At 44.2% G+C, this 23,506-nt stretch carries 22 protein-coding genes, 2 tRNA genes, 3 rRNA genes, 1 other RNA gene and 1 pseudogene; 20 read left to right on the forward strand and 9 right to left on the reverse strand.

Going from position 1 to position 23,506, the window contains the following annotated elements:
* Positions 1 to 24: 24 nt before the first annotated feature.
* From NQ564_RS11955 to NQ564_RS11970, 4 genes and pseudogenes are all read left to right on the forward strand, one after another.
* Positions 25 to 1,566: a family 43 glycosylhydrolase gene (locus tag NQ564_RS11955; RefSeq protein ID WP_008151494.1), complete on the forward strand. Its 1,542-nt coding sequence runs from the start codon at positions 25 to 27 to the stop codon at positions 1,564 to 1,566.
* Between the two features lie 186 nt (positions 1,567 to 1,752).
* On the forward strand, positions 1,753 to 2,064 hold the full coding sequence (locus NQ564_RS11960; protein WP_021861866.1) for a nitrous oxide-stimulated promoter family protein: 312 nt from the start codon (positions 1,753 to 1,755) through the stop codon (positions 2,062 to 2,064).
* A 266-nt stretch (positions 2,065 to 2,330) separates the two neighbouring features.
* Positions 2,331 to 2,423, forward strand: a pseudogene (locus NQ564_RS19415) (GNAT family N-acetyltransferase); the annotation flags it as partial.
* Positions 2,424 to 2,579: 156 nt separating this feature from the next.
* Positions 2,580 to 3,032 (forward strand): GNAT family N-acetyltransferase, encoded by a 453-nt coding sequence (locus tag NQ564_RS11970; protein ID WP_370009128.1) that lies wholly within the window; start codon positions 2,580 to 2,582, stop codon positions 3,030 to 3,032.
* 70 nt (positions 3,033 to 3,102) lie between these two features.
* Here the strand turns inward: NQ564_RS11970 and ssrA are convergent.
* The 3 genes from ssrA to NQ564_RS11985 form a co-directional block, all read right to left on the reverse strand.
* Positions 3,103 to 3,503: a transfer-messenger RNA gene (gene ssrA, locus NQ564_RS11975) on the reverse strand.
* A 59-nt stretch (positions 3,504 to 3,562) separates the two neighbouring features.
* Positions 3,563 to 4,444: an alpha/beta hydrolase gene (locus NQ564_RS11980; protein ID WP_008151499.1), complete on the reverse strand. Its 882-nt coding sequence runs from the start codon at positions 4,442 to 4,444 to the stop codon at positions 3,563 to 3,565.
* A gap of 30 nt (positions 4,445 to 4,474) precedes the next feature.
* Positions 4,475 to 5,980, reverse strand: coding sequence for an arylsulfatase (locus NQ564_RS11985; protein WP_008151501.1), 1,506 nt, complete (start codon positions 5,978 to 5,980; stop codon positions 4,475 to 4,477).
* 325 nt (positions 5,981 to 6,305) lie between these two features.
* On the opposite strand from NQ564_RS11985, the gene NQ564_RS11990 reads away from it, so the two are divergent.
* The 5 genes from NQ564_RS11990 to NQ564_RS12005 all read left to right on the forward strand — a co-directional run bounded on the left by NQ564_RS11990 (position 6,306) and on the right by NQ564_RS12005 (position 9,044).
* On the forward strand, positions 6,306 to 6,683 hold the full coding sequence (locus tag NQ564_RS11990; RefSeq protein ID WP_008151503.1) for a helix-turn-helix domain-containing protein: 378 nt from the start codon (positions 6,306 to 6,308) through the stop codon (positions 6,681 to 6,683).
* Positions 6,684 to 6,688: 5 nt separating this feature from the next.
* Complete coding sequence (locus NQ564_RS19420; protein ID WP_008151505.1) at positions 6,689 to 6,880, forward strand: hypothetical protein; 192 nt, start codon at positions 6,689 to 6,691, stop codon at positions 6,878 to 6,880.
* Positions 6,881 to 6,955: 75 nt separating this feature from the next.
* Entirely contained in the window at positions 6,956 to 7,348 is a 393-nt protein-coding gene (locus NQ564_RS11995; protein WP_233421231.1) for a transposase, read from the forward strand.
* A 372-nt stretch (positions 7,349 to 7,720) separates the two neighbouring features.
* Entirely contained in the window at positions 7,721 to 8,080 is a 360-nt protein-coding gene (locus NQ564_RS12000) for an ISAon1 family transposase N-terminal region protein (RefSeq protein ID WP_087375557.1), read from the forward strand.
* A 28-nt stretch (positions 8,081 to 8,108) separates the two neighbouring features.
* Positions 8,109 to 9,044 (forward strand): ISAon1 family transposase, encoded by a 936-nt coding sequence (locus tag NQ564_RS12005; RefSeq protein WP_129650050.1) that lies wholly within the window; start codon positions 8,109 to 8,111, stop codon positions 9,042 to 9,044.
* Between the two features lie 541 nt (positions 9,045 to 9,585).
* Here the strand turns inward: NQ564_RS12005 and rrf are convergent.
* The 5 genes from rrf to NQ564_RS12030 all read right to left on the reverse strand — a co-directional run bounded on the left by rrf (position 9,586) and on the right by NQ564_RS12030 (position 14,792).
* Positions 9,586 to 9,696 (reverse strand): 5S ribosomal RNA (gene rrf, locus NQ564_RS12010).
* A gap of 113 nt (positions 9,697 to 9,809) precedes the next feature.
* Positions 9,810 to 12,685, reverse strand: a 23S ribosomal RNA gene (locus NQ564_RS12015).
* A gap of 190 nt (positions 12,686 to 12,875) precedes the next feature.
* Positions 12,876 to 12,949 (reverse strand) — tRNA-Ala (locus tag NQ564_RS12020).
* Positions 12,950 to 13,026: 77 nt separating this feature from the next.
* Positions 13,027 to 13,103, reverse strand: a tRNA-Ile gene (locus NQ564_RS12025).
* Positions 13,104 to 13,259: 156 nt separating this feature from the next.
* Positions 13,260 to 14,792 (reverse strand): 16S ribosomal RNA (locus tag NQ564_RS12030).
* Together the 16S, 23S and 5S rRNA genes with 2 tRNA genes alongside form the textbook arrangement of a ribosomal RNA operon.
* Before the next feature lie 701 nt (positions 14,793 to 15,493).
* Between NQ564_RS12030 and NQ564_RS12035 the strand changes: the two genes are divergently transcribed.
* The 11 genes from NQ564_RS12035 to NQ564_RS12085 all read left to right on the forward strand — a co-directional run bounded on the left by NQ564_RS12035 (position 15,494) and on the right by NQ564_RS12085 (position 20,593).
* Positions 15,494 to 15,643 (forward strand): hypothetical protein, encoded by a 150-nt coding sequence (locus tag NQ564_RS12035; RefSeq protein WP_157632106.1) that lies wholly within the window; start codon positions 15,494 to 15,496, stop codon positions 15,641 to 15,643.
* 960 nt (positions 15,644 to 16,603) lie between these two features.
* Positions 16,604 to 16,939: a hypothetical protein gene (locus NQ564_RS12040; protein WP_039848487.1), complete on the forward strand. Its 336-nt coding sequence runs from the start codon at positions 16,604 to 16,606 to the stop codon at positions 16,937 to 16,939.
* 7 nt (positions 16,940 to 16,946) lie between these two features.
* A complete protein-coding gene (locus tag NQ564_RS12045) occupies positions 16,947 to 17,162 on the forward strand; it encodes a hypothetical protein (protein ID WP_039848488.1) in 216 nt (71 codons plus the stop codon).
* A gap of 11 nt (positions 17,163 to 17,173) precedes the next feature.
* Positions 17,174 to 17,395, forward strand: a complete 222-nt coding sequence (locus NQ564_RS12050) for a hypothetical protein (RefSeq protein ID WP_007366491.1) — start codon at positions 17,174 to 17,176, stop codon at positions 17,393 to 17,395.
* Between the two features lie 13 nt (positions 17,396 to 17,408).
* Positions 17,409 to 17,831 (forward strand): PcfK-like family protein, encoded by a 423-nt coding sequence (locus tag NQ564_RS12055; protein WP_008151530.1) that lies wholly within the window; start codon positions 17,409 to 17,411, stop codon positions 17,829 to 17,831.
* Between the two features lie 2 nt (positions 17,832 to 17,833).
* Positions 17,834 to 19,123, forward strand: a complete 1,290-nt coding sequence (locus NQ564_RS12060; RefSeq protein ID WP_008151532.1) for a PcfJ domain-containing protein — start codon at positions 17,834 to 17,836, stop codon at positions 19,121 to 19,123.
* 23 nt (positions 19,124 to 19,146) lie between these two features.
* Positions 19,147 to 19,404: a hypothetical protein gene (locus NQ564_RS12065; RefSeq protein ID WP_008151534.1), complete on the forward strand. Its 258-nt coding sequence runs from the start codon at positions 19,147 to 19,149 to the stop codon at positions 19,402 to 19,404.
* 20 nt (positions 19,405 to 19,424) lie between these two features.
* The gene (locus tag NQ564_RS12070) at positions 19,425 to 19,658 is read left to right on the forward strand and encodes a DUF3873 family protein (protein WP_008151536.1); all 234 of its coding nucleotides are present in this window, start codon (positions 19,425 to 19,427) and stop codon (positions 19,656 to 19,658) included.
* Positions 19,655 to 19,900 carry a DUF6956 domain-containing protein gene (locus NQ564_RS12075; protein ID WP_008151538.1) on the forward strand — a complete coding sequence of 82 codons (246 nt, stop codon included), beginning with the start codon at positions 19,655 to 19,657 and terminating at the stop codon, positions 19,898 to 19,900. Before NQ564_RS12070 ends, NQ564_RS12075 begins: the two co-directional genes overlap by 4 nt.
* A 45-nt stretch (positions 19,901 to 19,945) precedes the next feature.
* Positions 19,946 to 20,254: a hypothetical protein gene (locus NQ564_RS12080; protein ID WP_008151539.1), complete on the forward strand. Its 309-nt coding sequence runs from the start codon at positions 19,946 to 19,948 to the stop codon at positions 20,252 to 20,254.
* Between the two features lie 117 nt (positions 20,255 to 20,371).
* A complete protein-coding gene (locus tag NQ564_RS12085) occupies positions 20,372 to 20,593 on the forward strand; it encodes a DUF7688 family protein (RefSeq protein ID WP_039848315.1) in 222 nt (73 codons plus the stop codon).
* A gap of 74 nt (positions 20,594 to 20,667) precedes the next feature.
* Here the strand turns inward: NQ564_RS12085 and NQ564_RS12090 are convergent, their stop codons facing one another.
* Positions 20,668 to 23,415, reverse strand: a complete 2,748-nt coding sequence (locus NQ564_RS12090) for a TrlF family AAA-like ATPase (protein ID WP_008151544.1) — start codon at positions 23,413 to 23,415, stop codon at positions 20,668 to 20,670.
* Between the last annotated feature and the right edge of the window lie 91 nt (positions 23,416 to 23,506).

Genomic DNA, 23,506 nt, shown 5'->3' on the forward strand with positions numbered 1-23,506 from the left:
TAATAATTAGTGTTTTAACAGACCATGAACAGACTCGTCATCGCCTTATTAGGCTCGGTTCTGTATTCCGGCGCAAGTATGGCCCAGAAACAGACCTATTTCACTAATCCCGTTATTCGCGGGGACGTCGCCGACCCGTCCATCATACGGATTGACGATACTTATTATGCAACAGGGACTTCCTCCGAATGGGCTCCCTACTATCCGGTATTCACTTCTAAAGACCTGGTCAACTGGAAACAGACCGGACACGTATTCGAGCAGCAGCCGGAATGGACCAAGTCGTCGTTCTGGGCTCCGGAATGGTATTATCATAACGGCAAGGTGTATGTATACTATACTGCACGGAAGAAGTCGAACAATACTTCCTACATCGGGGTAGCCACATCCGACTCTCCGACAGGTAAATTCAAAGATCATGGACCGATTGTCGAATTCGGGACGGAAGCGATCGATGCCTTTATCCTCGAAGACAAGGGTGATTTATACATCAGTTGGAAAGCCTATGGGCTGGACAACCGGCCGATCGAACTTCTCGCCAGCAAGTTGACTCCGGACGGGTTGAAATTGACCGGCAAGCCGTTCAGCCTGCTTCGCGACGACGAACGTGCAGGAATGGAAGGACAGCACTGGTTCAAAAAGAACGGTTACTATTATCTGATCTATGCGATTAATGGTTGTTGCGGTCCCAATAGCGACTATGCCGTAGCTGTCGCCCGCTCGAAGAAGCTCGAAGGGCCTTATGAAAAGTATGAAGGAAATCCGATCCTGCACGGGAGCGACGAGATACAATCTATCGGTCATGGCACGTTGACAACGACACCTGACGGACGTATGTTTTATCTATGTCACGCCTATTCGGAAGGCAGCGATTTCTTTTTAGGGCGTCAGCCCCATCTCCAGGAATTACGTTTTGGAGAGGACAACTGGCCTTATTTCGTCACCGGCGAATATGCCCGCCTGACCGGACCGATGCCTTTTGCCGATTGCGTGCAAGAACCGATAACCGGTTTCTTCGATAATTTTGCCGATTCGGACCTGCGCCCGGAATGGAGTTGGAATTATCCGTACTCGAATGTCCAAACTAAAATCGAAGCGGGCAGACTATGGCTGAGTGGTTCTCCCAAGCCGGAATGCAAAACAGGAGAGGCGCTTTGTCTTCGTCCTGCATCTTCGGGCTACACATTGGATGCCGGCATAACAAACCAAAACGGCAGTTGGAAAGGGATCACGCTTTACGGAGATAATAGCTATTATATCGCTTACGGCCCGGTCGGCGACCGATTGCAAATAAAGTTGGTCCGAGAAGGGAAGGAACAACAGTTGGCCGATCTGCCACTGCCCAGCATGGCATTGCACCTGCGTATGCAAGTGAAAGAAGGGCTCCCCTATCAATTCGCCTGGAGTAAAGACGGCAGGCAATGGACTCCGGTGAACCACGGACTATCAGAAGAAGCCATACGCTCACTTATTCGCTGGGATCGGGTGGCACGTCCGGGACTTTACCATGAAGGGGACGAAAAGGAGCCTGCCATATTTGAATATTGTTCTTTATCTTATCAGTAAGAATTAGAAACCGGCATTTGCCAGGTTCCTCAGAAGATCTTCATAGGGAGCGACGGACGACTTGCGCAACAGGACTCCGTCCTCCCCATGCATATTTCCACAGATTCATCCAGTTCGCCCCGCTAGTATTTAAACTTGGAAGATAAAGTTGATTTGCCTAAATTTGTAGAAAAGAACAGAGTGAATATGTCATCAACCCGTATCCGACAAGAACAGGAGATCGTCGAACACATGATCCGTCTCTATTGTCGTCAGAAAGAAAGGCATACGGAATTATGCCCGGATTGTAAAGAGCTTTTGCAATATGCTCATGCGCGATTGTCTCGTTGTCCTTTCGGAGAGAAGAAAACGACATGCCGGTTATGTCCCGTTCATTGCTACAAACCGGATATGCGCAAAAAGATGCAAGAGGTGATGCGTTTTGCCGGTCCCAGAATGATACTATATCATCCGGTAGCAGCTATCCGGCATCTGCTCCAAGAGTTTTTCCATAAGTAGAAATCCATTGTTATTAGAAATCCATGCAACAGAAAATAGATTGGTCTGCAATTAGTCCCGATGAGTCAGAAAAGCTAAAAGACGAATTGGTAGAAGTGTGGGAGGCCTCCGTCCGCAGTACACATCATTTCCTGGCCGAAAAGGATATCCAGTTCTTCAAGCCGTTAGTCCGGAACAAATATATTCCGGTTGTCGAATTATACACCATCCGGAATGAGCAAAACCGGATAGCCGCATTTATGGGGCTGAGTGACGAATTAATCGAAATGCTTTTCGTCCATCCGGAAGAACAAGGAAAAGGGTACGGCAAGCAGTTAATCGAATTTGCCATTCACAACAGACGGATCTTCAAAGTAGACGTCAACGAACAAAACGAGAAGGCTACATCTTTCTACTTAAACAGAGGATTTGATATTGCAGGAAGAGATGAAACTGATCCAAGCGGCAACCCGTTCCCAATCTTGCATCTTTCGCTCAATGAAATAACCGTACAGGTTTCGGATGGCTCCCTTGAAATCCGACACATCCTCCATCGTAAAAAACGTTTCCTCGATCTCCTGTTGTTGGCCGATGAACAGGAATCGATGATAGACCTCTATCTCGAACGGGGAGAAATGTTTGCTTTGTACGACCGGAATATATTAAGAGCTATTTGCGTTGTCACAGATGAAGGTGACAGAACTGTCGAACTCAAAAATATCGCAACCGTCCCAGAATATCAGAAACAGGGATATGGCAAAAGATTGATCCGGTTTATTTCCGAACATTATGCGGGAAAATACGATACCCTGCTTGTCGGCACAGGCGAAAGTCCGCTAACCGTCCCTTTCTACGAACATAACGGATTCAGATACTCGCATCGTATCAAGAATTTCTTTACCGACAATTATGATCATCCGATGTACGAAGATGGCAAGCAATTAGTAGATATGGTCTACTTACGAAAAGAACTTTCCAAGTCCAAGTAACAAAGTTAATTCAGAATATAGACAAATATATATAATGAAAAAGGCCAGCAGTCGGAACTGCCAGCCTTTTCTGTGGAGATGGAGAGATTCGAACTCTCGTCCAAACGAGGAACTAATCTGCTTTCTACATGTTTATCTTCGCCTTCGATTGTCGGGTACAAGCAAGACCGAAGCCACCCACTTGAACCTTATCCTCTAAAGTTTCGCTTGAAGTCCGAGGCTTACTTCAAACTATCTCCGATATTGCTGCACCACCTGATCAGAACGCTTCGGAGCCACAGCATCCGGGTGATGTCACGTCCCCGCAACTTTTGCAGGGATTAAGCTTGAATCTACTGTACTTCGATTAAGCAGCGAGAGCGTAATTATTTTCGCCAGTTAATTGTTCGCCGTCTGAGATTTAAGTGCAAGCCGACCACGCACTACATGCTTACAAACCACTTCTACCCGCTGTCAAAACCGGTCATCCCCATGATTTGTGAGTACAAAGATACAAAAAAACGGAGATCTTTGTACTCCATTTAGTTTTTTTATTCTATCACACCAATCTCACGGAACCAGTCTTCAGCCCTGTCAGGCCATTCATTTACGGCTGCACCCGTATCTCTTAAGCCGTAGCCATGACCACCCTTGCTGTATAAATGCATCCATGCAGGCACACCTGCTTCTTTCAATGCATAATAGTAAAAAAGGCTACTGTTGATATAGGATTTATCGTCTTCAGCCTGAATCATCATCGTGGGAGGAGTGGCAGAAGATACTTTTACCTCCGGAGCCAACTGAAAATTTTCACCATCCAGATAGGCAGGATAGACCAACAAGCAGAAATCTGGACGACAACTTATTTTGTCCGCTGCATCCACGGTCGGATAAGTACGTTTATCGAAATTGTTACTTGCCATTGCCGAGAGATGGGCACCGGCCGAGAATCCCATTACTCCGATCCGCTGCGGGTCTAGGTTCATTTCCTCTGCATGAGCCCGGACATATCCGATCGCACGCTGCACATCCTGCAAAGGGGCCTCATGTTTAGCTCGACCCTCACGGCGGGGAACCCGGTATTTCAATAAAACGGCAGTAACTCCCAAATTATTCAACCATTCACAGACTTCGTCGCCTTCTAAGTCATAAGCCAGGATATTATAACCACCACCCGGACAAACCACAACCGCGGCGCCTGTTGCCACTTCGTCAGGTGCCGGATAGACAGTAATTGTCGGTTCACTTACATTTGTGATACGAAGAACCGTTTCGCCTCCCGTCTTTCCTCCTTCAGTATCAGCCTTTTCTATCAACTTGGTTGTTTCGCCTGGCGCACCTTTCGGAAACAATAAAATAGGATTATTTTGTGCCATAGCTGTACCCATTATACAACTCACTCCAACAAACAGGAGTTTCCATTTTCTTATCATAACATACACAGTTTAAATAATTTATACGAATCATTTTGTTTGAGGATAATTAGGACTATAAAGCATTGTTGTCTCCCGTGTGACCAGCTTTCCGTCTTTCACGAAAGCTTCGCCGCGCTCCGCCAGATGATCAACCATTGCCTGACGCATTTCTTTAAGCCGGGCAGCATAAGCTGGTTTACCAGAACATTCCACCAATTCTTTCGGATCTTTCCGGAGATCGAACAACTCCTCTTTTCCAGTATGGAAATTCCAGACATATTTAAGCTTACCATCAGTCAATGCACACCAGTAATTATCCGGACTATAGCAAGTGGCATGTTCCATATCCAAATATTTACGCCACTCGTTTTGCCTACCCTGAACCAGCTTCAACAAAGATTTGCCATCCATATCGGGAGGAACGGCTCCACCTGCCAACTCGATAAAGGTAGGCAAAAAATCACGAAGTTCGACCGGCTGTTCGATCTTTGCACCCGAAGGGATAGTTTTAAACACTCCGGCAGGCCATTTCACGATATAAGGGATATGAGTTGAACCTTCATAAGGATATGTCTTTCTCCAATGATAATGATCGCCTAACATATCTCCATGATCAGCCGTAAAACAAATTATCGCATTATCATACATTCCCTTTTCCTTCAATGTCTCAATAATCTCTCCGATCTGGTCGTCAATAAAGGTTATATTCGCATAATAATGCCTCCGGGATTTGACTGCATATTCATCCCCGAAATTGCCGAAAGGAGCGTCTGGAGCCGCTTTTTCCGGATCCAAATGTTCTGCATATTTGCCACACCAATCGCCGAGAGACGGCTTGGGTATATCGGCATCCCTATACATATCCAGATAACGCTTGGGAGGATCATAAGGACTATGGGGACGTGCAAATGAAACTTTCAAGAATAGAGGTTTATCACAACTATAATTCCGAATCAATTCACAAGCAGTCTGACCGGTCCACGTTGTCGGATGTAACTTTTCCGGCAATTTATAGATACTAGCCCCATGAGCATTCCAACCGATACCTGTCAAATCTGGATTCTCACCTGGCGCATGAAGCTGAAACCATTCCCGATAATCACTAATAAAATCTTTCGATTCGACACGTCCGCTTTCATCGATCAATGTCGCATGAAAACCATGAAGGGCCTTTTGCGGAAACCAATGCATTTTTCCGACACCAAATGTATAATAACCGAGATTACGTAACATTTGCGGCATCTCATACGTGTACTTTTCCGCAACTTGTCCATATCCCAGCATACCATGATGCCAAGGCGACATACCGGTCAAAAGTCCGGCACGGGCAGGCGTACTGCTCGGAGAAGCAGAATATCCATTTACAAACAAAGTTCCCTCCTTCGCCAAACGATCGAGATTAGGAGATATAACAGCGGAATTTCCCATACAGCCAAGAGCATCCCCACGATGTTGATCAGTCATAATCAAAATAACATGTGGCTTTTCAATCGACACACTCTCCTCACTGGCTTCTTCTTTCGCATAAGTATCAAAACCTAATCCGGAAGTCATTAATAGTGATGATTTAAGAAACGTTCTTCTCTTCATTTTAGATGTTTTTCTGCATTTAGATTTAGGTAGCGAAGATAAATATCTTATTTGATAATTCTATCACTAAAACATTATTATTTATCAGAGACCTCCTACTGCTAAACGAATATATTCGATTTTATAATCTATTTCCTAAAGACATCCCATAATGAAATTTAATATTTCCCTATGATAAAGTAATCCCTGAAAGTAATGTCCACCTTTTCAGACTTGCCATTTTCCAGATCTATTATAGTCAAAAGTAATTGATTTGAGAAAATCCCCATAAAGTATTTCCTTTGTTGTCATGAAGTTTCAATTATCCCAAGAAGAGCGAGAGTCCCTGCGTCATATTCAACGAAAGGTATCCGGAACAACGGCCAATGTTCGTGTGACTAGTGTTCTGATGTTCAATCATGGCCGCTCAGTGGACTCCATCAGCGAGGATTTGGGAATCAGTGTGGCTACGGTCTATCGTTATATAGGGCTATATGTGTCCGGTGGCATTGACAAGTTGTTGCGGTGTGAGCAAGTAGGTTATTGGGGGAAAATGGATAGTTTTCAGTTATCCCTACTACGCAAGGAACTGAAAACAAAGCTTTATACTGAAGCCAAAAGCGTTTCGTCGTGGATAAGTCAAACCTTTGATATCCATTATACAGTCCAAGGCTGCGTGAGTTTTTAAACTGTATGGGCTTTACTTATAAGAAAACCTCAGAAATACCATGTAAGGCCGATCATGACAGGCAAGAGGAGTTCATGAAGGAACTATCCCGGGGCCTGGAGAAGAAAGACGCTAAGAGCATTGTCTATTACGCGGACGGCGTGCATCCTACCCATAATAGCCGTTCCACGTACGCTTGGATCGAGAAAGGGGAATAGTTTCCTCAGCCAACCGTAAGTGGACGTGACCGTGTGAACATCAACGGTTTACTCAACGCTTATGACGTGACAGATGTGATAGCCCATGATTGTGACAGTGTCAATGCCCTATCTACAAAAGCATTGTATGAGAAGGCCTTGATAAAACACCCCGAGGCATCCGTTATATATATCATATCTGACAATGCCAAATATTATAGGAACAAAGATTTGCGGGAATGGATCAAAGGCACAAAAATCGTTCAGTTGTTCTTACCCGCGTATTCTCCGAATTTAAACCTTATAGAACGTTTATGGAAATTCCTACGTAAGAAAGTGATAAACACCGGCTTTTACCAGAGCAAAGAAATGTTCAGGAAAGCCGTCATGAACTTTTTTGCCCGAATTGATGAATACAAGGAAGAATTGGAGTCTCTTCTTACTCTGAATTTTCGATTGTACAATTCGAAAACGTTTTCCTTAGACTAAAGAGATCTGTCTTCGCTTTTCAGAATAAAAAAACAGATAAGGCAAAAAGATGAAACGGACGTCTCCGCTTCATGGAAAAACGGAAACGTATTCCGATTTGTTCCTTCATAATCAAGGCTTTTTTCATAGTTAAGGCTTTGGACCAAGTATTTTCATCAAAGAAACGGCTTTATTCCGAATTATGCAAATTTCATAAGATTTTTATAAAAAACTTACACTCGCAGTAGACATATTCTTTCCGATTGTTATTCAAAATATCAAATCGTTGGTTTGAAAAATTCTCATTTTATTTTTTTTCTACTATAAGAAGGGATCATCCCGAAATCCTGAGGGGAAAAATCGTATCTTAGTGGCAGTAAAAAAATAAAAGAGATGAGTTACGATCAATTTCTTCGTTTTATCTTTCCGGAGGGAATGTTTGATTATTTTGAGTTGTCTGATTTCAAAGAAAAGTCGGATAGGGTAGAAATATATTTTGAAGAGAAGAATATACATCCTAAAGAATATGCAACCGATAACTTGGAGAGCAAGGGCTTTTATGAACAAGTCAGGATGCAGGATTATCCGATGCGTGGGCGTAGCTGCCTGTTGTTTATCAAAAAACGAAGATGGTTCAATCACAGTACTGGCAAGTATGTAAGCCGCAATTGGAAATTAGTGGCAGAAGGAACGCAAATAACGACTGAATTTGCGTCTTTTTTAAAAGCATTGGATCGACTCGCGCGCTCTTAGCATTAGTCTTTTGGCGGATCATTACGGAATGGAAGCCAAACTGTTGGAGTCCCAATATAAGAATCATCTGAGTCATTTCAGGAATTGGGAGCAACGTGCCCATGCCGAAGAATGGATGCTCTTCGAGAAAAACATTGGACCCTACGTCGGGATGGACGAAACGGCACTGTCGTCGGGAGAACTGTATACAATCCTGATTAACAAAGAGGCCAAAGGAAGAAAAGGCACAATCATCGCCATGATCAAAGGGACATCCGTAGAAAAGGTATCCCAAGCTATACTCAAACTTTCCCGTCGCAGGCGGTTTCAAGTTCGGGAAATAACATTGGACATGGCACCCAATATGGCCCGGATAGCTCGTCTCTGTTTCCCGGCTGCCAAGCTGGTTATCGATCGTTTTCATGTTCAAAAGTTAGCTTTTGAAGCCGTTCAGGAAATGCGGATAAAGGCACGATGGGAAGCCTTGGATAAAGAAATGGTCGAGATCACATACGCTAAAGCATCAGGACAGCCTTTTGTTACTGAAACATTTGAGAATGGGGACAGTCGAAAACAGCTGTTGGCCAGAAGCCGTTATCTTTTGTTCAAAAAAACTGAACTGTGGTCGGAGAGCCAAAGAAAAAGAGCTAAAATCCTTTTCCGAGAATATCCCGATATCAAGAAGGCCTATTACTTAAGCATGAGGTTAGGGTTGATATATCATCAGGCACAATCGGCAGATATTGCCTTGACGCGTTTGGCACATTGGTATGATCAGGTGGACAAATCCGGTTTCCTGTCTTTTGGCACTGTTGCCAGAACCATACAAACACACTACTTGAATATTGTTGGCTTTTTTAAAAGACGCTCCACCAATGCCGCGAGTGAGTCCTTCAATGCTAAAATCAAAGCTTTTAGAGCACAGCTGAGAGGCGTGAGGGATATTGCTTTTTTCTTATTCAGACTCACCAATATGTATGCATAATTAATTCTCTATGAATATAGGTATCTCCTTATACGTACATAACCGGGCTAAATAAAAGAACTGCAACATAACTACAATAAAAAAGCGTGTCCCTCTAATATAGAGGCAACACACTCTTTCTAATAGTTAAGGTTTGGGTTATTATATTTCTTGTCGTTATATACTGTTATAAAAAAGCTTGACCTGAAAGTTGTCAAGCTATACCCATTGCACAGTCAAGGCTCCTTTGTTTTTGTTCACTCTATACCTATAATCTCTCTGAAAATGAGTGACAGCACGAAGGAACGCTTTTATTTTATACAAAACAAATTTATCTGGAATTATTTTTACACTATCGGGGATTATAATACTATCAGGGGGCTTATAGGAAGATGCAATGGATACTTTGGGAGATGATTATATTTTAATCCCTCAGGATTTCGGTATGATCCGTGAAGTCCTTTCCGGCAGAAGTTTAATCGAAAAAGGCAGAAACAGAAAAAGGAGCCAGTCTTACGACTAACTCCTTTTCTCTTTTGAGCTCTGTAACTCTACTTTCTAAAAACGGCGGCTATCTACTCTCCCACTTTTACGCAGTACCATCGACGTGGTTGGGCTTAACTTCTCTGTTCGGAATGGGAAGAGGTGGATCCCCAACGCTATAACCACCTTAATAACTTTTTATATTAAGATTTTTGACCGGACAACCCCAAGTTAAGCTACATAACTCCTGAGCTAACGACCCAACTTCGGATCGTCCTAAGCGATATATCAATCCTATACATGATACGAAAGTCTCGGGCGATTAGTACTACTCGGCTTCGACATTACTGCCCTTACACCTGTAGCCTATCTACGTCGTAGTCTACAACGACCCTCAGGGATATCTCATCTTGAGGCTGGCTTCGTACTTAGATGCTTTCAGCACTTATCCAATCCAGACTTAGATACCCGGCGGTGCACCTGGCGGTACAACCGGTAAACCAGTGGTCTGTCCAACACGGTCCTCTCGTACTAGTGTCAGAGCCCCTCAAATATCCTACGCCCACGATAGATAGAGACCGAACTGTCTCACGACGTTCTGAACCCAGCTCGCGTGCCACTTTAATGGGCGAACAGCCCAACCCTTGGGACCTTCTCCAGCCCCAGGATGTGACGAGCCGACATCGAGGTGCCAAACCGCTCCGTCGATATGAGCTCTTGGGAGCGATCAGCCTGTTATCCCCGGAGTACCTTTTATCCTTTGAGCGATGGCCCTTCCATGCGGAACCACCGGATCACTATGCTCTAGTTTCCTACCTGATCGGCTTGTAGGCCTCCCAGTCAAGCACCCTTATGCCATTACACTCTACGACCGGTTACCAATCGGTCTGAGGGTACCTTTAGAAGCCTCCGTTACTCTTTTGGAGGCGACCACCCCAGTCAAACTACCCACCATACAGTGTCCTCGCTTCTGCGAGTTAGAACTCAAACAACCAAAGGGCCGTATTTCAACGACGACTCCACAAACACTGGCGTGCCTGCTTCATAGTCTCCGGCCTATCCTACACATTAGTTGCCCAAATTCAATGTAAAGCTATAGTAAAGGTTCACGGGGTCTTTTCGTCCCATCGCGGGTAATCGGCATCTTCACCGATACTACAATTTCACCGAGCTCACGGTTGAGACAGTGTCCAGATCATTACACCATTCGTGCAGGTCGGAACTTACCCGACAAGGAATTTCGCTACCTTAGGACCGTTATAGTTACGGCCGCCGTTTACTGGGGCTTCAATTCAAACCTTCTCTTGCGATGAGTTCTCCTCTTAACCTTCCAGCACCGGGCAGGTGTCAGGCTGTATACTTCATATTTCTATTTCGCACAGCCATGTGTTTTTGTTAAACAGTTGCCTGGACCTATTCTCTGCGCCCACATCTCTGCAGGGACCCTTTATCCCGAAGTTACAGGGTCAATTTGCCTAGTTCCTTAACCGTGAATCACTCGAGCGCCTCAGTATTTTCAACCCAACTACGTGTGTCCGTTTACGGTACGGGTACTTTATGAATTTGCTTAGCGGATTTTCTAGGGAGCCTGATTACGTCCATATTGCCTTGTACAAGTACGCGACATACTGTCAGGTTCGACTCTCAAAGCGGATTTGCCTACTTCGATCTACATCTACACCCTTTAACCATCTATTCCGTCAGATGGCAGGACTGTCACTTCTCCGTCTCCACATCGCTCCATAAAGTAGTATGGGAATATTAAACCATTCTTCCATCGGAATCGCCGTTCGGCTTATCCTTAGGTCCCGACTTACCCTGATCCGATTAACGTTGATCAGGAAACCTTAGTCTTTCGGCGAGGAGGTTTCTCACCTCCTTTATCGTTACTTATACCTACATTTGCGTTTCCATGCACTCCAGCAAGGGTCATCCCTCACCTTCGACGTACATGGAATGCTCCCCTACCATCTCATACGAGATCCATAGCTTCGGTAAACAGTTTATGCCCGAGTATTATCCACGCCAGACTCCTCGACTAGTGAGCTGTTACGCACTCTTTAAATGAATGGCTGCTTCCAAGCCAACATCCTAGCTGTCTCTGCAGTCTGACTTCGTTAGTTCAACTTAACTGTTATTTGGGGACCTTAGCTGATGGTCTGGATTCTTCTCCTCTCGGACGCGGACCTTAGCACCCGCGCCCTCACTCCTTATAAATATATATAACGCATTCGGAGTTTATCTGGACTTGATAGGCGGTGAAGCCCTCGCATCCAATCAGTCGCTCTACCTCATTATATACTATATAAAGGCTGCACCTAAATGCATTTCGGGGAGTACGAGCTATCTCCAAGTTTGATTAGCCTTTCACCCCTACCCTCAGTTCATTGGAACACTTTTCAACGTATACCCATTCGGACCTCCAGTTGGTGTTACCCAACCTTCATCCTGACCAAGGGTAGATCACTTGGTTTCGCGTCTACTCACTCCGACTATACCGCCCTTTTAAGACTCGCTTTCGCTTCGGCTCCGGACCTGAAGTCCTTAACCTTGCCGGAGAAAGTAACTCGTAGGTTCATTATGCAAAAGGCACGCCGTCACAATCAAAAGATTGCTCCGACCGCTTGTAGGCAGACGGTTTCAGGGACTATTTCACTCCTCTGTTCGAGGTGCTTTTCACCTTTCCTTCACAGTACTGGTTCGCTATCGGTCTCTCGGGAGTATTTAGCCTTACGGGATGGGCCCCGCTGGTTCACACAGAATTTCTCGTGCTCCGCGCTACTCAGGATACCACTAGGCTTCATTAAAGAGTCGTATACTGGGCTTTCACCGTCTACGGCCGTTTTTTCCAAAACGTTCTACTTCCTTAATCGCTTGCCATGGCGTGGTCCTACAACCCCGATATTGCCTAAACAACATCGGTTTGGGCTGTTCCGCGTTCGCTCGCCACTACTTGCGGAATCACTTTTGTTTTCTTCTCCTATGGGTACTTAGATGTTTCAGTTCCCCACGTTCGCTTTCCTTACGGAATGACTGGCCTTCTACCAGCCGGGTTGCCCCATTCGGAAATCTTGGGATCAAAGGTTATTTGCACCTACCCCAAGCTTATCGCAGCTTATCACGTCCTTCATCGCCTCCGAGAGCCAAGGCATCCACCGTCTGCCCTTGCTTACTTTCTTTATCACTGACACAGTTTTCAAAATTAATAATTAAACAATTAATAATTAATCTTGCGTGTCGGATTGATATATCTTTAGCTTGCTCTTACTTTTTTTGTTACTTTACTTTTTTGAAGTTGTCCAATACGTCAAAGATCTTATGTTTAATGAATAATTAATAATTAATAAATCAATAATCACTCATCTTGTGTGGAGAATAACGGATTCGAACCGTTGACCCTCTGCGTGCAAGGCAGATGCTCTAGCCAGCTGAGCTAATCCCCCGTAGAGAGTTGAAAGTGCAGAGTGCAGAGTGGAAAGTTGTTTACCTTTCAACTGTTTACTCTCAACTGTCAACTGTTTGGTAGTCCCAGGCAGAGTTGAACTGCCGACCTCTACATTATCAGTGTAGCGCTCTAACCAACTGAGCTATAGGACTGTCAACTGTTGTGCGCCTGAGATAAATACCTCAGCCTCATCTTTCTCTATACCGGCATGCCCGGTTAAGATCATATTTTATACATATTCAACCGTAGTACCAGAGAATAACATACCTCATTGAAATTACTACTTTCTCATGAGACTCTGGCTCCAGAAAGGAGGTGTTCCAGCCGCACCTTCCGGTACGGCTACCTTGTTACGACTTAGCCCCAGTCACCAGTTTTACCCTAGGCCGATCCTTGCGGTTACGGACTTCAGGTACCCCCGGCTCCCATGGCTTGACGGGCGGTGTGTACAAGGCCCGGGAACGTATTCACCGCGCCATGGCTGATGCGCGATTACTAGCGAATCCAGCTTCACGGAGTCGAGTTGCAGACTCCGATCCGAACTGAGACATGGTTTAGAGATTAGCATCCTGTCGCCAGGTAGCTGCCCTTTGTCCATGCCATTGTAACACGTGTGTCGCCCCGGATGTAAGGGCCGTGCTGATTTGACGTCATCCCCACCTTCCTCACAGCTTACGCTGGCAGTCTCACCAGAGTCCTCAGCACGACCTGTTAGTAACTAGTGATAAGGGTTGCGCTCGTTATGGCACTTAAGCCGACACCTCACGGCACGAGCTGACGACAACCATGCAGCACCTCGTAATCAGCTATTGCTAGAAGACCTCTTTCAAGGTCGGTCTGACTACGTTCAAACCCGGGTAAGGTTCCTCGCGTATCATCGAATTAAACCACATGTTCCTCCGCTTGTGCGGGCCCCCGTCAATTCCTTTGAGTTTCACCGTTGCCGGCGTACTCCCCAGGTGGATTACTTAACGCTTTCGCTGTAGAGCTTACTGTGTATCGCAAACTCCTAGTAATCATCGTTTACTGCGTGGACTACCAGGGTATCTAATCCTGTTTGATACCCACGCTTTCGTGCTTCAGTGTCAGTTATGGTTTAGTAAGCTGCCTTCGCAATTGGAGTTCTGCGTGATATCTATGCATTTCACCGCTACACCACGCATTCCGCCTACCTCAAACACACTCAAGTAACCCAGTTTCAACGGCAATTTTATGGTTGAGCCACAAACTTTCACCGCTGACTTAAATTACCACCTACGCACCCTTTAAACCCAATAAATCCGGATAACGCTCGCATCCTCCGTATTACCGCGGCTGCTGGCACGGAGTTAGCCGATGCTTATTCATAGGGTACATACAAAATGGAACACGTCCCACACTTTATTCCCCTATAAAAGAAGTTTACAAACCATAGATCCTTCATCCTTCACGCGACTTGGCTGGTTCAGCCTCTCGGCCATTGACCAATATTCCTCACTGCTGCCTCCCGTAGGAGTTTGGTCCGTGTGTCTCAGTACCAATGTGGGGGACCTTCCTCTCAGAACCCCTATCCATCGTCGGTTTGGTGGGCCGTTACCCCGCCAACTGCCTAATGGAACGCATGCCTATCTATCAGCGATGAATCTTTAACAAATAGTCCCATGCGGAACCCCTGTTTTATGGAGTATTAATCCGACTTTCGCCGGGCTATCCCCCTCTGATAGGTAAGTTGCATACGCGTTACTCACCCGTGCGCCGGTCGCCATCAATAAGTATTGCTACTTACCATGCTGCCCCTCGACTTGCATGTGTTAAGCCTGTCGCTAGCGTTCATCCTGAGCCAGGATCAAACTCTTCGTTGTTGAAATTGTTTTATATCTTCGCTCAGAATCTCGTCTTTATCGTAGTCACTGACGGTATGTTTCGTATTTCATATACGTCTCTTGTACTACTTGTTGATATGTAATATTTTCAAAGAACTTATCGCTATCGTTTCGATTGCGGCTGCAAAGGTAAGGACTTTTTTTAAACTGACAAATTTTTTAGAAGAAAATTTGAAAAGTTTTTTTTCGAAACCCTCCGGGTGGTCGGACATCTCGCTTAGCCTCGCTAACCTCATCCTTCCCTATCACCGTTACCTACTTCGCATCATGTCAATCACGGCCACTCTCGCTCGAATGCGGGTGCAAAAGTAGAACGAAGATTTCTTTTATGCAAATGTTTGGGAAAGTTTTTTTTATCTTTTTTTCTCTCAAAAAAATGGATATATATGGTACGCATATGCGAGAAGTGATACAGCATTTTTTACAATAACCCGATGTTTTTTCTATTTTGATCCTCAAAACGGATGATTTTAAATTGACTTTTCTTCGTTAAAGTTCTGCTTTTTGTGACATACGAGTAAAAGAACCGCCTACCTCACCTCAAAAACATACATTTTGTCAAGAAGACAGCCTCCATTCTACACATTCCGACAAAGCTCAACTTCCGGAGAACCGAATATTTAAATCCGAACGGACATTTGTACGGATACAGCCGAGAGAATAAAGGCCATTTGTCGCCAATGAAGACCGTCTTCATCACGACTACAACCGTCTTCATCGGCACGATGACCGGCTTCGTTGGCATGACGGATCATCCCGAAATCCTGAGGGGAAAAAATCGTAACTTAGTGGCAGGAAGTTACGAAAAGAGTGTAATTTATTGGAACTGAGCGTAGGTTAATTGCTCATGATAGTAATAGGTTACGATTTAGTTAGTTATCTACTGCGTCATCCTTCTGCGCGTTGCGTAACCTTCAAAGAACTCTTCGTATGCAAAAGTAACAATAAAACGGGAGATTTTGAAATGAATCTCCCTAATTTTTTTCTTCTCATACAAGTTTTTCCGTAAAAGCAATTTTATCCGTCGGCACACCATCGCCCAAAAGGATTTTGAACGAACGTATGCCGACTGCCGCATAAGCGGAGAAAAGGGCTTTGCCTCACGCCTAAACAACAGTTTAGACTGATGATGCAAGGCCCATTTCTTTTGTGCTTATGCCAAAGAGGTGCTTTTACGGATTTTTATAGGATTTCTTTTTTCGCTGTTCCTTTGTGCCGTAAGCGGAAAGCCGTGTCTGACCGCCCGATCCATGAATGGAACAAGCCGTCACACACGGCAGGCAAACCGGGAAGAATGATTTTATCCGTCAGACCGGACACGCTCGGCCAGACATACAAAATCATACTTCCTTGTCGGTGGTTTGCCCGGTTTTACGCCTCCGGCAGTGTCCCTTTTCCTTTTGGCGTTTTCCCTTTTTCACGGATTTCTCTTTTGAAGTTTTCCTGTCCAATCTGCCTCCACTTCCGTTTACCTCCATTTTCGCGTCTTTCAGTGAGCCGCATCAGGCAGTCATTTCCGTTCTGGACGCAAAGGTAATTCCGGGATTGGACGGGAATGCAAGGTCAAGCCTCCTGTTTTCGGAAAAAATCTCCAGCCCTGCGGGTAGTATTTTTCCCGAAAAACCTTGCATCCCCTAATCCCTACCTTTTTAAGCACCCGAAACGAAAACGACCGATGCGACAGAAAGACGCATAAAAAAAATGTCGGATAAACGAGAGGCAGATAAGATAGTTTGAAACTCAACTCCCTCAGCTCTTGAATCCGCATTAAAAATCAAAAAACAACGGATATGAGGACAGCAATAGCAATAAAATTCGTGGCATGGGAAGTACCAAGTTTGGAGAACCTGCAAGACACCAAGGTGTACGGACTTCGCACCAAACTCAACAACGGTGAAAAATTGAGCCGAGAGGAAAAGGATTGGCTTACACGCAACGTGAACAGCAATACCTATTTCAAGAGCGCAGTACCCTTGCAAGGGTGGATGTTTGACTTCTCCGACATTCTCCGAACCTACATTGTGAAGCAGTACGGACACTGGACGGAATACAAGGCTACCGACAAGACCGCACTCCGCAGTTTCCTTTACGGCAGGATTGACAGCATCGTGGAACTTAACAAATAATACGGCTATGACGGCAACGGCAAATTTCAGACAAATGGCGCAGTACATAGGGCTTGCGATATGCGGCTTGATGGTGCGCACCGCCTTCGGGGTGTTCGGCATCCTTTGGGGCATCATTAGAGAGATTGTAAACGGAGTGTTCCGAGTGGCGATAGGCGTAATCGTGGCTATCCTTTCCGCAACCGCCTTCTTCGGCTTCATCCTTTGGTCATTCACCCTTTAATCCTTACCGACATGGCAAAGAGAAGCAGCAAAACGGCAGCGCAGCAGTGCAGATACTACGAGGTGGACAACATCTTCGTGTATATGGTTGAAACGTACATCAACGGCAACATATCCGTGTTCCGTGAACTCTACCGAGAACTGAACAAGGACGCACGGAGGGACTTTACAGACTTCCTTCTGAGCGAGGTGGAGCCGACCTATTGGAGAGAAATACTGAAACAGACAATCTAAAAACGACAGCGATATGAAAGGAACAGAACATTTCAAGAGAACGATACAGATGTATCTGGAGCAGCGTGCAGCGGAAGATACACTCTTTGCGAGGAACTACCGCAACCCTGCCAAGAACATAGACGATTGCGTCACCTACATTCTCAACTACGTGCAGCGGAGCGGTTGCAACGGCTTCACGGACGGGGAGATATTCGGGCAAGCAGTCCACTACTATGACGAGAACGAGATAGAGGTGGGCAAGCCTATCCAATGCCAAGTGGCGGTGAACCACGTTGTGGAACTCACGGCAGAGGAAAAGGCGGAAGCACGGCAGAACGCACTCCGCAGATACCAAGAGGAGGAACTCCGCAAGTTGCAGAACCGCAGCAAGCCGAGAACCACCACCAAAGCGACCGCACAAGAAGTACAACAACCCAACCTATTCAATTTCTGATTATGAAACCGAGAACACCCATACAGCAGGAAGTCGCACGATTGAGCGAGCGACTGCCAAAATTGACCGCCACACAGAGGGCATACGCTTTCCGCCATTGCTTCAAGCATTACGCCATCAAGAGGGCGGACGGCACGAACATCTGCACCGAGTGCGGACATTCGTGGAAAAGTGAACACGACCTTGCAGACACCGTTTGCGGATGCACCTGCCCGCATTGCGGCATGGAGTTGGAAGCGTTGCGCACCCGAAAGAGCGTGTTCAGCGAGAACGAGTATTTCTCCATCGTCACCACCTGCAAGCAGTACCAAGTGATACGCTTCTTCTTCGTCAAGTCCCGATACAAGGCAGGACAGGCAGCCGGGTATTCCATTTATGAAGTGGTGCAAAGGTGGATTTCGCCCAAAGGCACAACCGTCACCGTCGCCCGACTGCGTGGAATGTCCATACTTTACTACGACCTATGGGCGGAATACAGCGACATGGAGGTACGCAAGAACAACAAACTCCGTGCATACGATATAAACCCCGTCTGCACCTATCCCCGACAGCGTTTCATTCCCGAACTGAAACGCAACGGCTTCAATGGCAAATACCACAACATACTGCCTTACGACCTTTTCACGGCTATCCTTTCCGACAGCCGAGCCGAAACGCTGTTGAAGGCAGGGCAATACCCCATGTTGCGCCACTACATCCGCAGTTCCTTTGACATAGAGAGGTATTGGGCATCCGTAAAGATATGTATCCGCAACGGCTACACCATTGCTGACGGCTCCATGTGGCGTGACACCATAGACCTCCTGCGGCATTTCGGCAAGGACACGAACAGCCCGAAGTACGTTTGCCCCTCCGACCTAAAAGCCGAACACGACAGACTTATGCACAAGCGCAACAAGGAGATAGAGCGCAAGAAGTTGGAGGAACGCATCCGCCAAGCGAAGAAACACGAGAAGGCATACCGCAAACTCAAAGGCATATTCTTCGGCATCGCCTTCACGGACGGCACTTTGCAGGTGCGTGTGTTGGAGAGCGTGGCGGAGTTTGCAGCGGAAGGGACGGAACTGCACCATTGCGTGTTTTCCAACTCCTATTTCCTTGAAAAGAACTCCCTTATCCTATCCGCCACCATTGACGGCAAGCGCATAGAAACAGTGGAGGTTTCCTTAAAGACATTGGAGGTGGTGCAAAGTCGTGGCTTGCACAATTCCAATACCGAGTACCACGACCGCATTGTAAACCTTGTGAACAGCAACGTGAACCTTATCCGCCAGCGGATGGAAGCGGCATAGTATCAACCTATAATCCCAATAGTATGGAAGTAAGAATTGAAAGCATGATTTGTCTGTGGGACGATAAAATCCCCACGATGTTCCTTGAATTTGTAAACCTCCTCACTCTGGCAACGAGTGAGGAGCAGTTAAGACGGAGTGTAAAGGACTTTGCCGAGAAGCACGGACTTGACAGGTTTTTCCTTTACGGCTTCGGCTCCCACCATTTCTACCTGCACCAACGCTATACGAGCGACCCCGAAATGGTGATGAAGAACAGAATTCTGTCAGTACATTTTTAACCACTCTAAAATCAACGATTATGGCAACACGAATGACCACGGGCGGAATAAGCACCTGCACGGAAGCAGGTACGGAGAAATACGAGCGTTTCCAATTAGGTATCGGCAGACGCAAGCGGACACTTGTGCAGTACGACTACCGCCACCCCACAGACGGAGAGTTGTTCTCTTGTGTCAAACCCACATTGGACGAGTGCCGAGCCGCACGGGACAAGTGGCTCACGGAAAAGGAAGGAAAGGAGGACAACCGATGAACGCAGCCTATCAAACGCTGATAGTGAAGTTCAGCAAGCCTATCAAAGTATTGGACGGCATTTTTGACGATGCCGAAGCGTGGGGAGTTGATACCCTAAAAAAGTGGATAGACGACTACGAGAGCAGCAGGTTTACCGCCATCAACAGCCATACGGCAGTCATCACAAGCGAGTACAATATGGAGTGCCTGATGGAGTGGTTGAAACGAAACACACCCATTGCCGAGATAACAGAATGTTAAACAAGTTGGCGGTGTCCGCACCGCCAACCTAAAACCAAGAAAAGCATGATAGCAAAGACTATTTTACAGCAGATAGGCGGCAGACGCTTTGCCGCCATGACGGGAAGCAAGGACTTTATAGACATGGGCAACGGCTTACGCATGAGCCTTGCGAGGAACAAGACGAGCGCAAACCGCCTTGACATCATCTACGATGCCGGCTTAGACCTCTACAATATGCGTTTCTACCGCAGGACGTTCAGTAAAAAGACATTCGAGTGCAAGACAAAGGACATTGCAACGCACGAGGGCATATACTGCGACATGCTGGAAGAAATGTTCACGATGGTAACGGGACTTTATACCCGTTTTTGAGTGGCGGCGGCGAAAGCCGCCCTACTTTCTTTCGGTGAGCATGATGGCGGACAAAGAAAGTAGCAAAGAAACCGCTGTCCCAATCTACGATAGTATTCACAAAAACAAGTTTCAATCATGGAAGAAATCAGACAGAACGGAAAAATCATCCTGCACAGCGATGACGGAACAAGCATAAGGATGATTTTCAAAAACCTCATGGGCAGGAATTTTCAAGGTCAGGAATATGCGGAGTATATCCGGCACATCGCAATCGGGGAGATGGGATTTTCGCCCGGCATCATAGAGCATTGCAGGGATGGTGAAGTAATCGGCAAAGGAAAAATCCCGAATGTATGAAAAGCGGAAACTCCGATGAAGTTGCGGCTTCATCGGAGTTTGTATGGAAAAGTATTATATATATCTGGATACACTCACCTCCTAAATCCATATTTTTGTTCACGCTTTTTAAAGGCTTCGCGTCCACCTTCCAAAATATCGCAAATATGCTCTCGTATTCCTTGAGAAGATAATATTTGTGAATCTGTTTTATCTTTGCATTTAGTGTTCTCTAATGCTCCATAAATATATTGAAATTTAAAACCGCCCCAATTTGGGGTATCAGTACCATTTTGATTGGCAACAATTACATTCTCTGCATCTGCACTAACTACAACATTTGAATTGTGTGTTACCAGTATTATCTGACGTTCTCGTTTTTTGCGTTTAATATATGCAACCAATTCATTATATATAGCACGATTGTCTAAACTATCTTCGGGTTGATCTATAAGTATCGGACATCTTTTGTCGCTAAAATCTAAGAGTAATTTCAAAATAACAAAAGCTTGTTTCCCTTCTGACATATTTGCGAAAGTATCAGCTTGATATGTTATGCCATAATTAAGGCTATACCAATTCCGTGATAAAAATTCTACAGCAACATTTTGTGCATCATACCCATTCTTTAACAAAACATCACCTGTTAACAAGTCCTTCATAAAGGCATTGCTATTGCTTTCATTATTATCATCATAATTATTTAGCAACTCTTGCAAATATCCTTGTCGTTCATACCCTCTTTGATTAAGTCTGGTTTCCAAAAAATCCTGTAAATCTTTTTTATGAAAACTAATATTTATATGAATATCAAGGCCGTCATACGAAATTGACAATTGTTCTGAAACTTGGTTTGCACTTTTCTTAAAGGAACAATGAGCATTGATTATTTGTAAAATTGAGCTATTTTGTTGTTGCAGAATTTTATTAATTTTACTCTGCATTGTATCAATAGCAGCAAGTTTCTTTTCTTCTTCTTGGATTTTAGTATTTAAATCTTTGAGTTCTTTATTTTCCTCAAATATACGGATTCCCTTTTTATAAATTTCTGATTTTATGATAGTTTGTATTTCAGATGACAATTGTTCCTTTGCTTTTATTGTATTATTTTTAAGCTGATTGATTATTTTATTCCATTCTGTTTCGGTATTGATTCTCAGTTCATTAAACAATCTATATATTTCAGATTGATTTAACCCAAACTGCATACCTCCAAATTGATATTTTTCCTCATACGAAGCATCAAATGGAGTAGATTTTAGTATTCTCTCAAATATTAATAAATCTTGTTCTGCATCTGATATCAATTTTTTCTTCTCTTGAACTTGTTTTATTGATGCATCTAATGCCAATCTTTCTTCGGGAGTTAATTCTGCACCTTTTTGTAACTCAGCAACTTTTGCTTTTAATAAACTTAATTGTTGATTGACACCTTCCCTTTTCCCTTTTTCAAATAAAGACTTCTTTAAAGAGTTTATTTCTTTCTGCATTTGGAAAACAGAAAATACTCCTTCTGAAATAGCCTTAGATAAATCCGTCAAATGTTCATAATACTTCCTTAATAAACCTGTTTCGTCTTTAGATTGTATTATATTCTCTACAATTTGATTTGTCTTATCGGAATCGAATGCAATGTCATGCATATAGCTTTGACGGAAATATTCAATCTCTCGACCAAGTTGATCATTTCCATCTTGCCAGCGAATAGTAATACCATCCAAATGTTGTCTTATGAAATCGTCTTTATCAACTTCTTTATTCCCATGTTTTGCAGCAATAGCTTTAAGCAAAGAAGATTTACCGGTAGAACGTCCTCCTACAATGGTATTTAAATTCGGATTTAGAAGGATTGTCCCATGCCAAAAACCTTCTTCATCTAAAGTTACACTATCTATAACTTGATATATATTTTTTTCATCAGGCTTTGTTGATTGAACACGAACTCGATCTTCTGGTTCAAACAATATCTGTTTTAAACCTTCAAAGGTTGTATCTGCTTTTATCCATGTTTTACAATTTCCTAATCTATCTTTAATTGCAATATCATCAGCGAAACAGTGTGCATCGCTACAATCCAATAATAATTCATTAACCTTTTGTTCATGCAATTTTTTCTTGGATTTGTTATATTTCTCAATGTCCTGAGCCGCTGTAAAAACGACATCAGCACCATTGATTATACTTTTTTTCTCGGCAATAGAATTATCATCCCATTTAAAATCATCCCATTCTGTTTTACCTATCGCTGTAATAAACTTACCCTCAAATATATGATTGGCATTATTTAACGGATTCATTATTACTGAAAGTTCAAGATTCAAGTTATTGAATCCCTCTTTTAAAGGTGATGAATACTGACTCCTTTTTTCTTCTGGTACTGAATTTATTATCTTATTACCTAATTCTTCTAAACTTTCTTTTGTAACAACGCCACCCCATTGCTGATTACAATCAGGACTTAAAGTATAATGTGCGGTAAGAGCATTAAGAAATTGTTGTTGAATCTGATCTGGAGTTAATTCATTAGAAAAGATAATATGATAATTTATCCTTTTGAATTTTTCATTACCACAAAATTTTGCCAACCTAAATTCAACAACTGGTAAAATTAATTCAATATTTTGCAATCTGCCTTGTTCTCTATATTCAAGTACTTTACGATAACCATCAATAAAAAGATAGTCATTGATTCCCAAAACTTTTATATCCGCAGGAAGGTGTTCTAAGGCATCAATATATTTATCCCAAACATTTTCTCCGGGATTGCATTTGTAGTTATGTTCAAGCGAAAATGGAGTATGAACATGTAAATCCCAAATTCGCCATTCAGAGCCTCTATTCATTTTATGTGATGATATAAAATTTATGCAAAGATAGTCACTTATAAGCAAATAGCCAAATTACAGTGCATTTACACTCGTCCCTTACTTAGAA

The sequence above is a fragment of the Parabacteroides johnsonii DSM 18315 genome (genome assembly GCF_025151045.1).
Taxonomy (GTDB): Bacteria; Bacteroidota; Bacteroidia; order Bacteroidales; family Tannerellaceae; genus Parabacteroides; species Parabacteroides johnsonii.

Bases quoted from the DNA above. Each gene is read 5' to 3' on its own strand.
- NQ564_RS11955 (WP_008151494.1), top strand. From the start codon at position 25: ATGAACAGACTCGTCATCGCCTTATTAGGCTCGGTTCTGTATTCCGGC.
- NQ564_RS11960 (WP_021861866.1), top strand. From the start codon at position 1,753: ATGTCATCAACCCGTATCCGACAAGAACAGGAGATCGTCGAACACATG.
- NQ564_RS11980 (WP_008151499.1), bottom strand. From the start codon at position 4,444: ATGATAAGAAAATGGAAACTCCTGTTTGTTGGAGTGAGTTGTATAATG.
- NQ564_RS11985 (WP_008151501.1), bottom strand. From the start codon at position 5,980: ATGACTTCCGGATTAGGTTTTGATACTTATGCGAAAGAAGAAGCCAGT.
- NQ564_RS11990 (WP_008151503.1), top strand. From the start codon at position 6,306: ATGAAGTTTCAATTATCCCAAGAAGAGCGAGAGTCCCTGCGTCATATT.
- NQ564_RS19420 (WP_008151505.1), top strand. From the start codon at position 6,689: ATGGGCTTTACTTATAAGAAAACCTCAGAAATACCATGTAAGGCCGAT.
- NQ564_RS12000 (WP_087375557.1), top strand. From the start codon at position 7,721: ATGAGTTACGATCAATTTCTTCGTTTTATCTTTCCGGAGGGAATGTTT.
- NQ564_RS12005 (WP_129650050.1), top strand. From the start codon at position 8,109: ATGGAAGCCAAACTGTTGGAGTCCCAATATAAGAATCATCTGAGTCAT.
- NQ564_RS12035 (WP_157632106.1), top strand. From the start codon at position 15,494: ATGAAGACCGTCTTCATCACGACTACAACCGTCTTCATCGGCACGATG.
- NQ564_RS12040 (WP_039848487.1), top strand. From the start codon at position 16,604: ATGAGGACAGCAATAGCAATAAAATTCGTGGCATGGGAAGTACCAAGT.
- NQ564_RS12045 (WP_039848488.1), top strand. From the start codon at position 16,947: ATGACGGCAACGGCAAATTTCAGACAAATGGCGCAGTACATAGGGCTT.
- NQ564_RS12050 (WP_007366491.1), top strand. From the start codon at position 17,174: ATGGCAAAGAGAAGCAGCAAAACGGCAGCGCAGCAGTGCAGATACTAC.
- NQ564_RS12055 (WP_008151530.1), top strand. From the start codon at position 17,409: ATGAAAGGAACAGAACATTTCAAGAGAACGATACAGATGTATCTGGAG.
- NQ564_RS12060 (WP_008151532.1), top strand. From the start codon at position 17,834: ATGAAACCGAGAACACCCATACAGCAGGAAGTCGCACGATTGAGCGAG.
- NQ564_RS12065 (WP_008151534.1), top strand. From the start codon at position 19,147: ATGGAAGTAAGAATTGAAAGCATGATTTGTCTGTGGGACGATAAAATC.
- NQ564_RS12070 (WP_008151536.1), top strand. From the start codon at position 19,425: ATGGCAACACGAATGACCACGGGCGGAATAAGCACCTGCACGGAAGCA.
- NQ564_RS12075 (WP_008151538.1), top strand. From the start codon at position 19,655: ATGAACGCAGCCTATCAAACGCTGATAGTGAAGTTCAGCAAGCCTATC.
- NQ564_RS12080 (WP_008151539.1), top strand. From the start codon at position 19,946: ATGATAGCAAAGACTATTTTACAGCAGATAGGCGGCAGACGCTTTGCC.
- NQ564_RS12085 (WP_039848315.1), top strand. From the start codon at position 20,372: ATGGAAGAAATCAGACAGAACGGAAAAATCATCCTGCACAGCGATGAC.
- NQ564_RS12090 (WP_008151544.1), bottom strand. From the start codon at position 23,415: ATGAATAGAGGCTCTGAATGGCGAATTTGGGATTTACATGTTCATACT.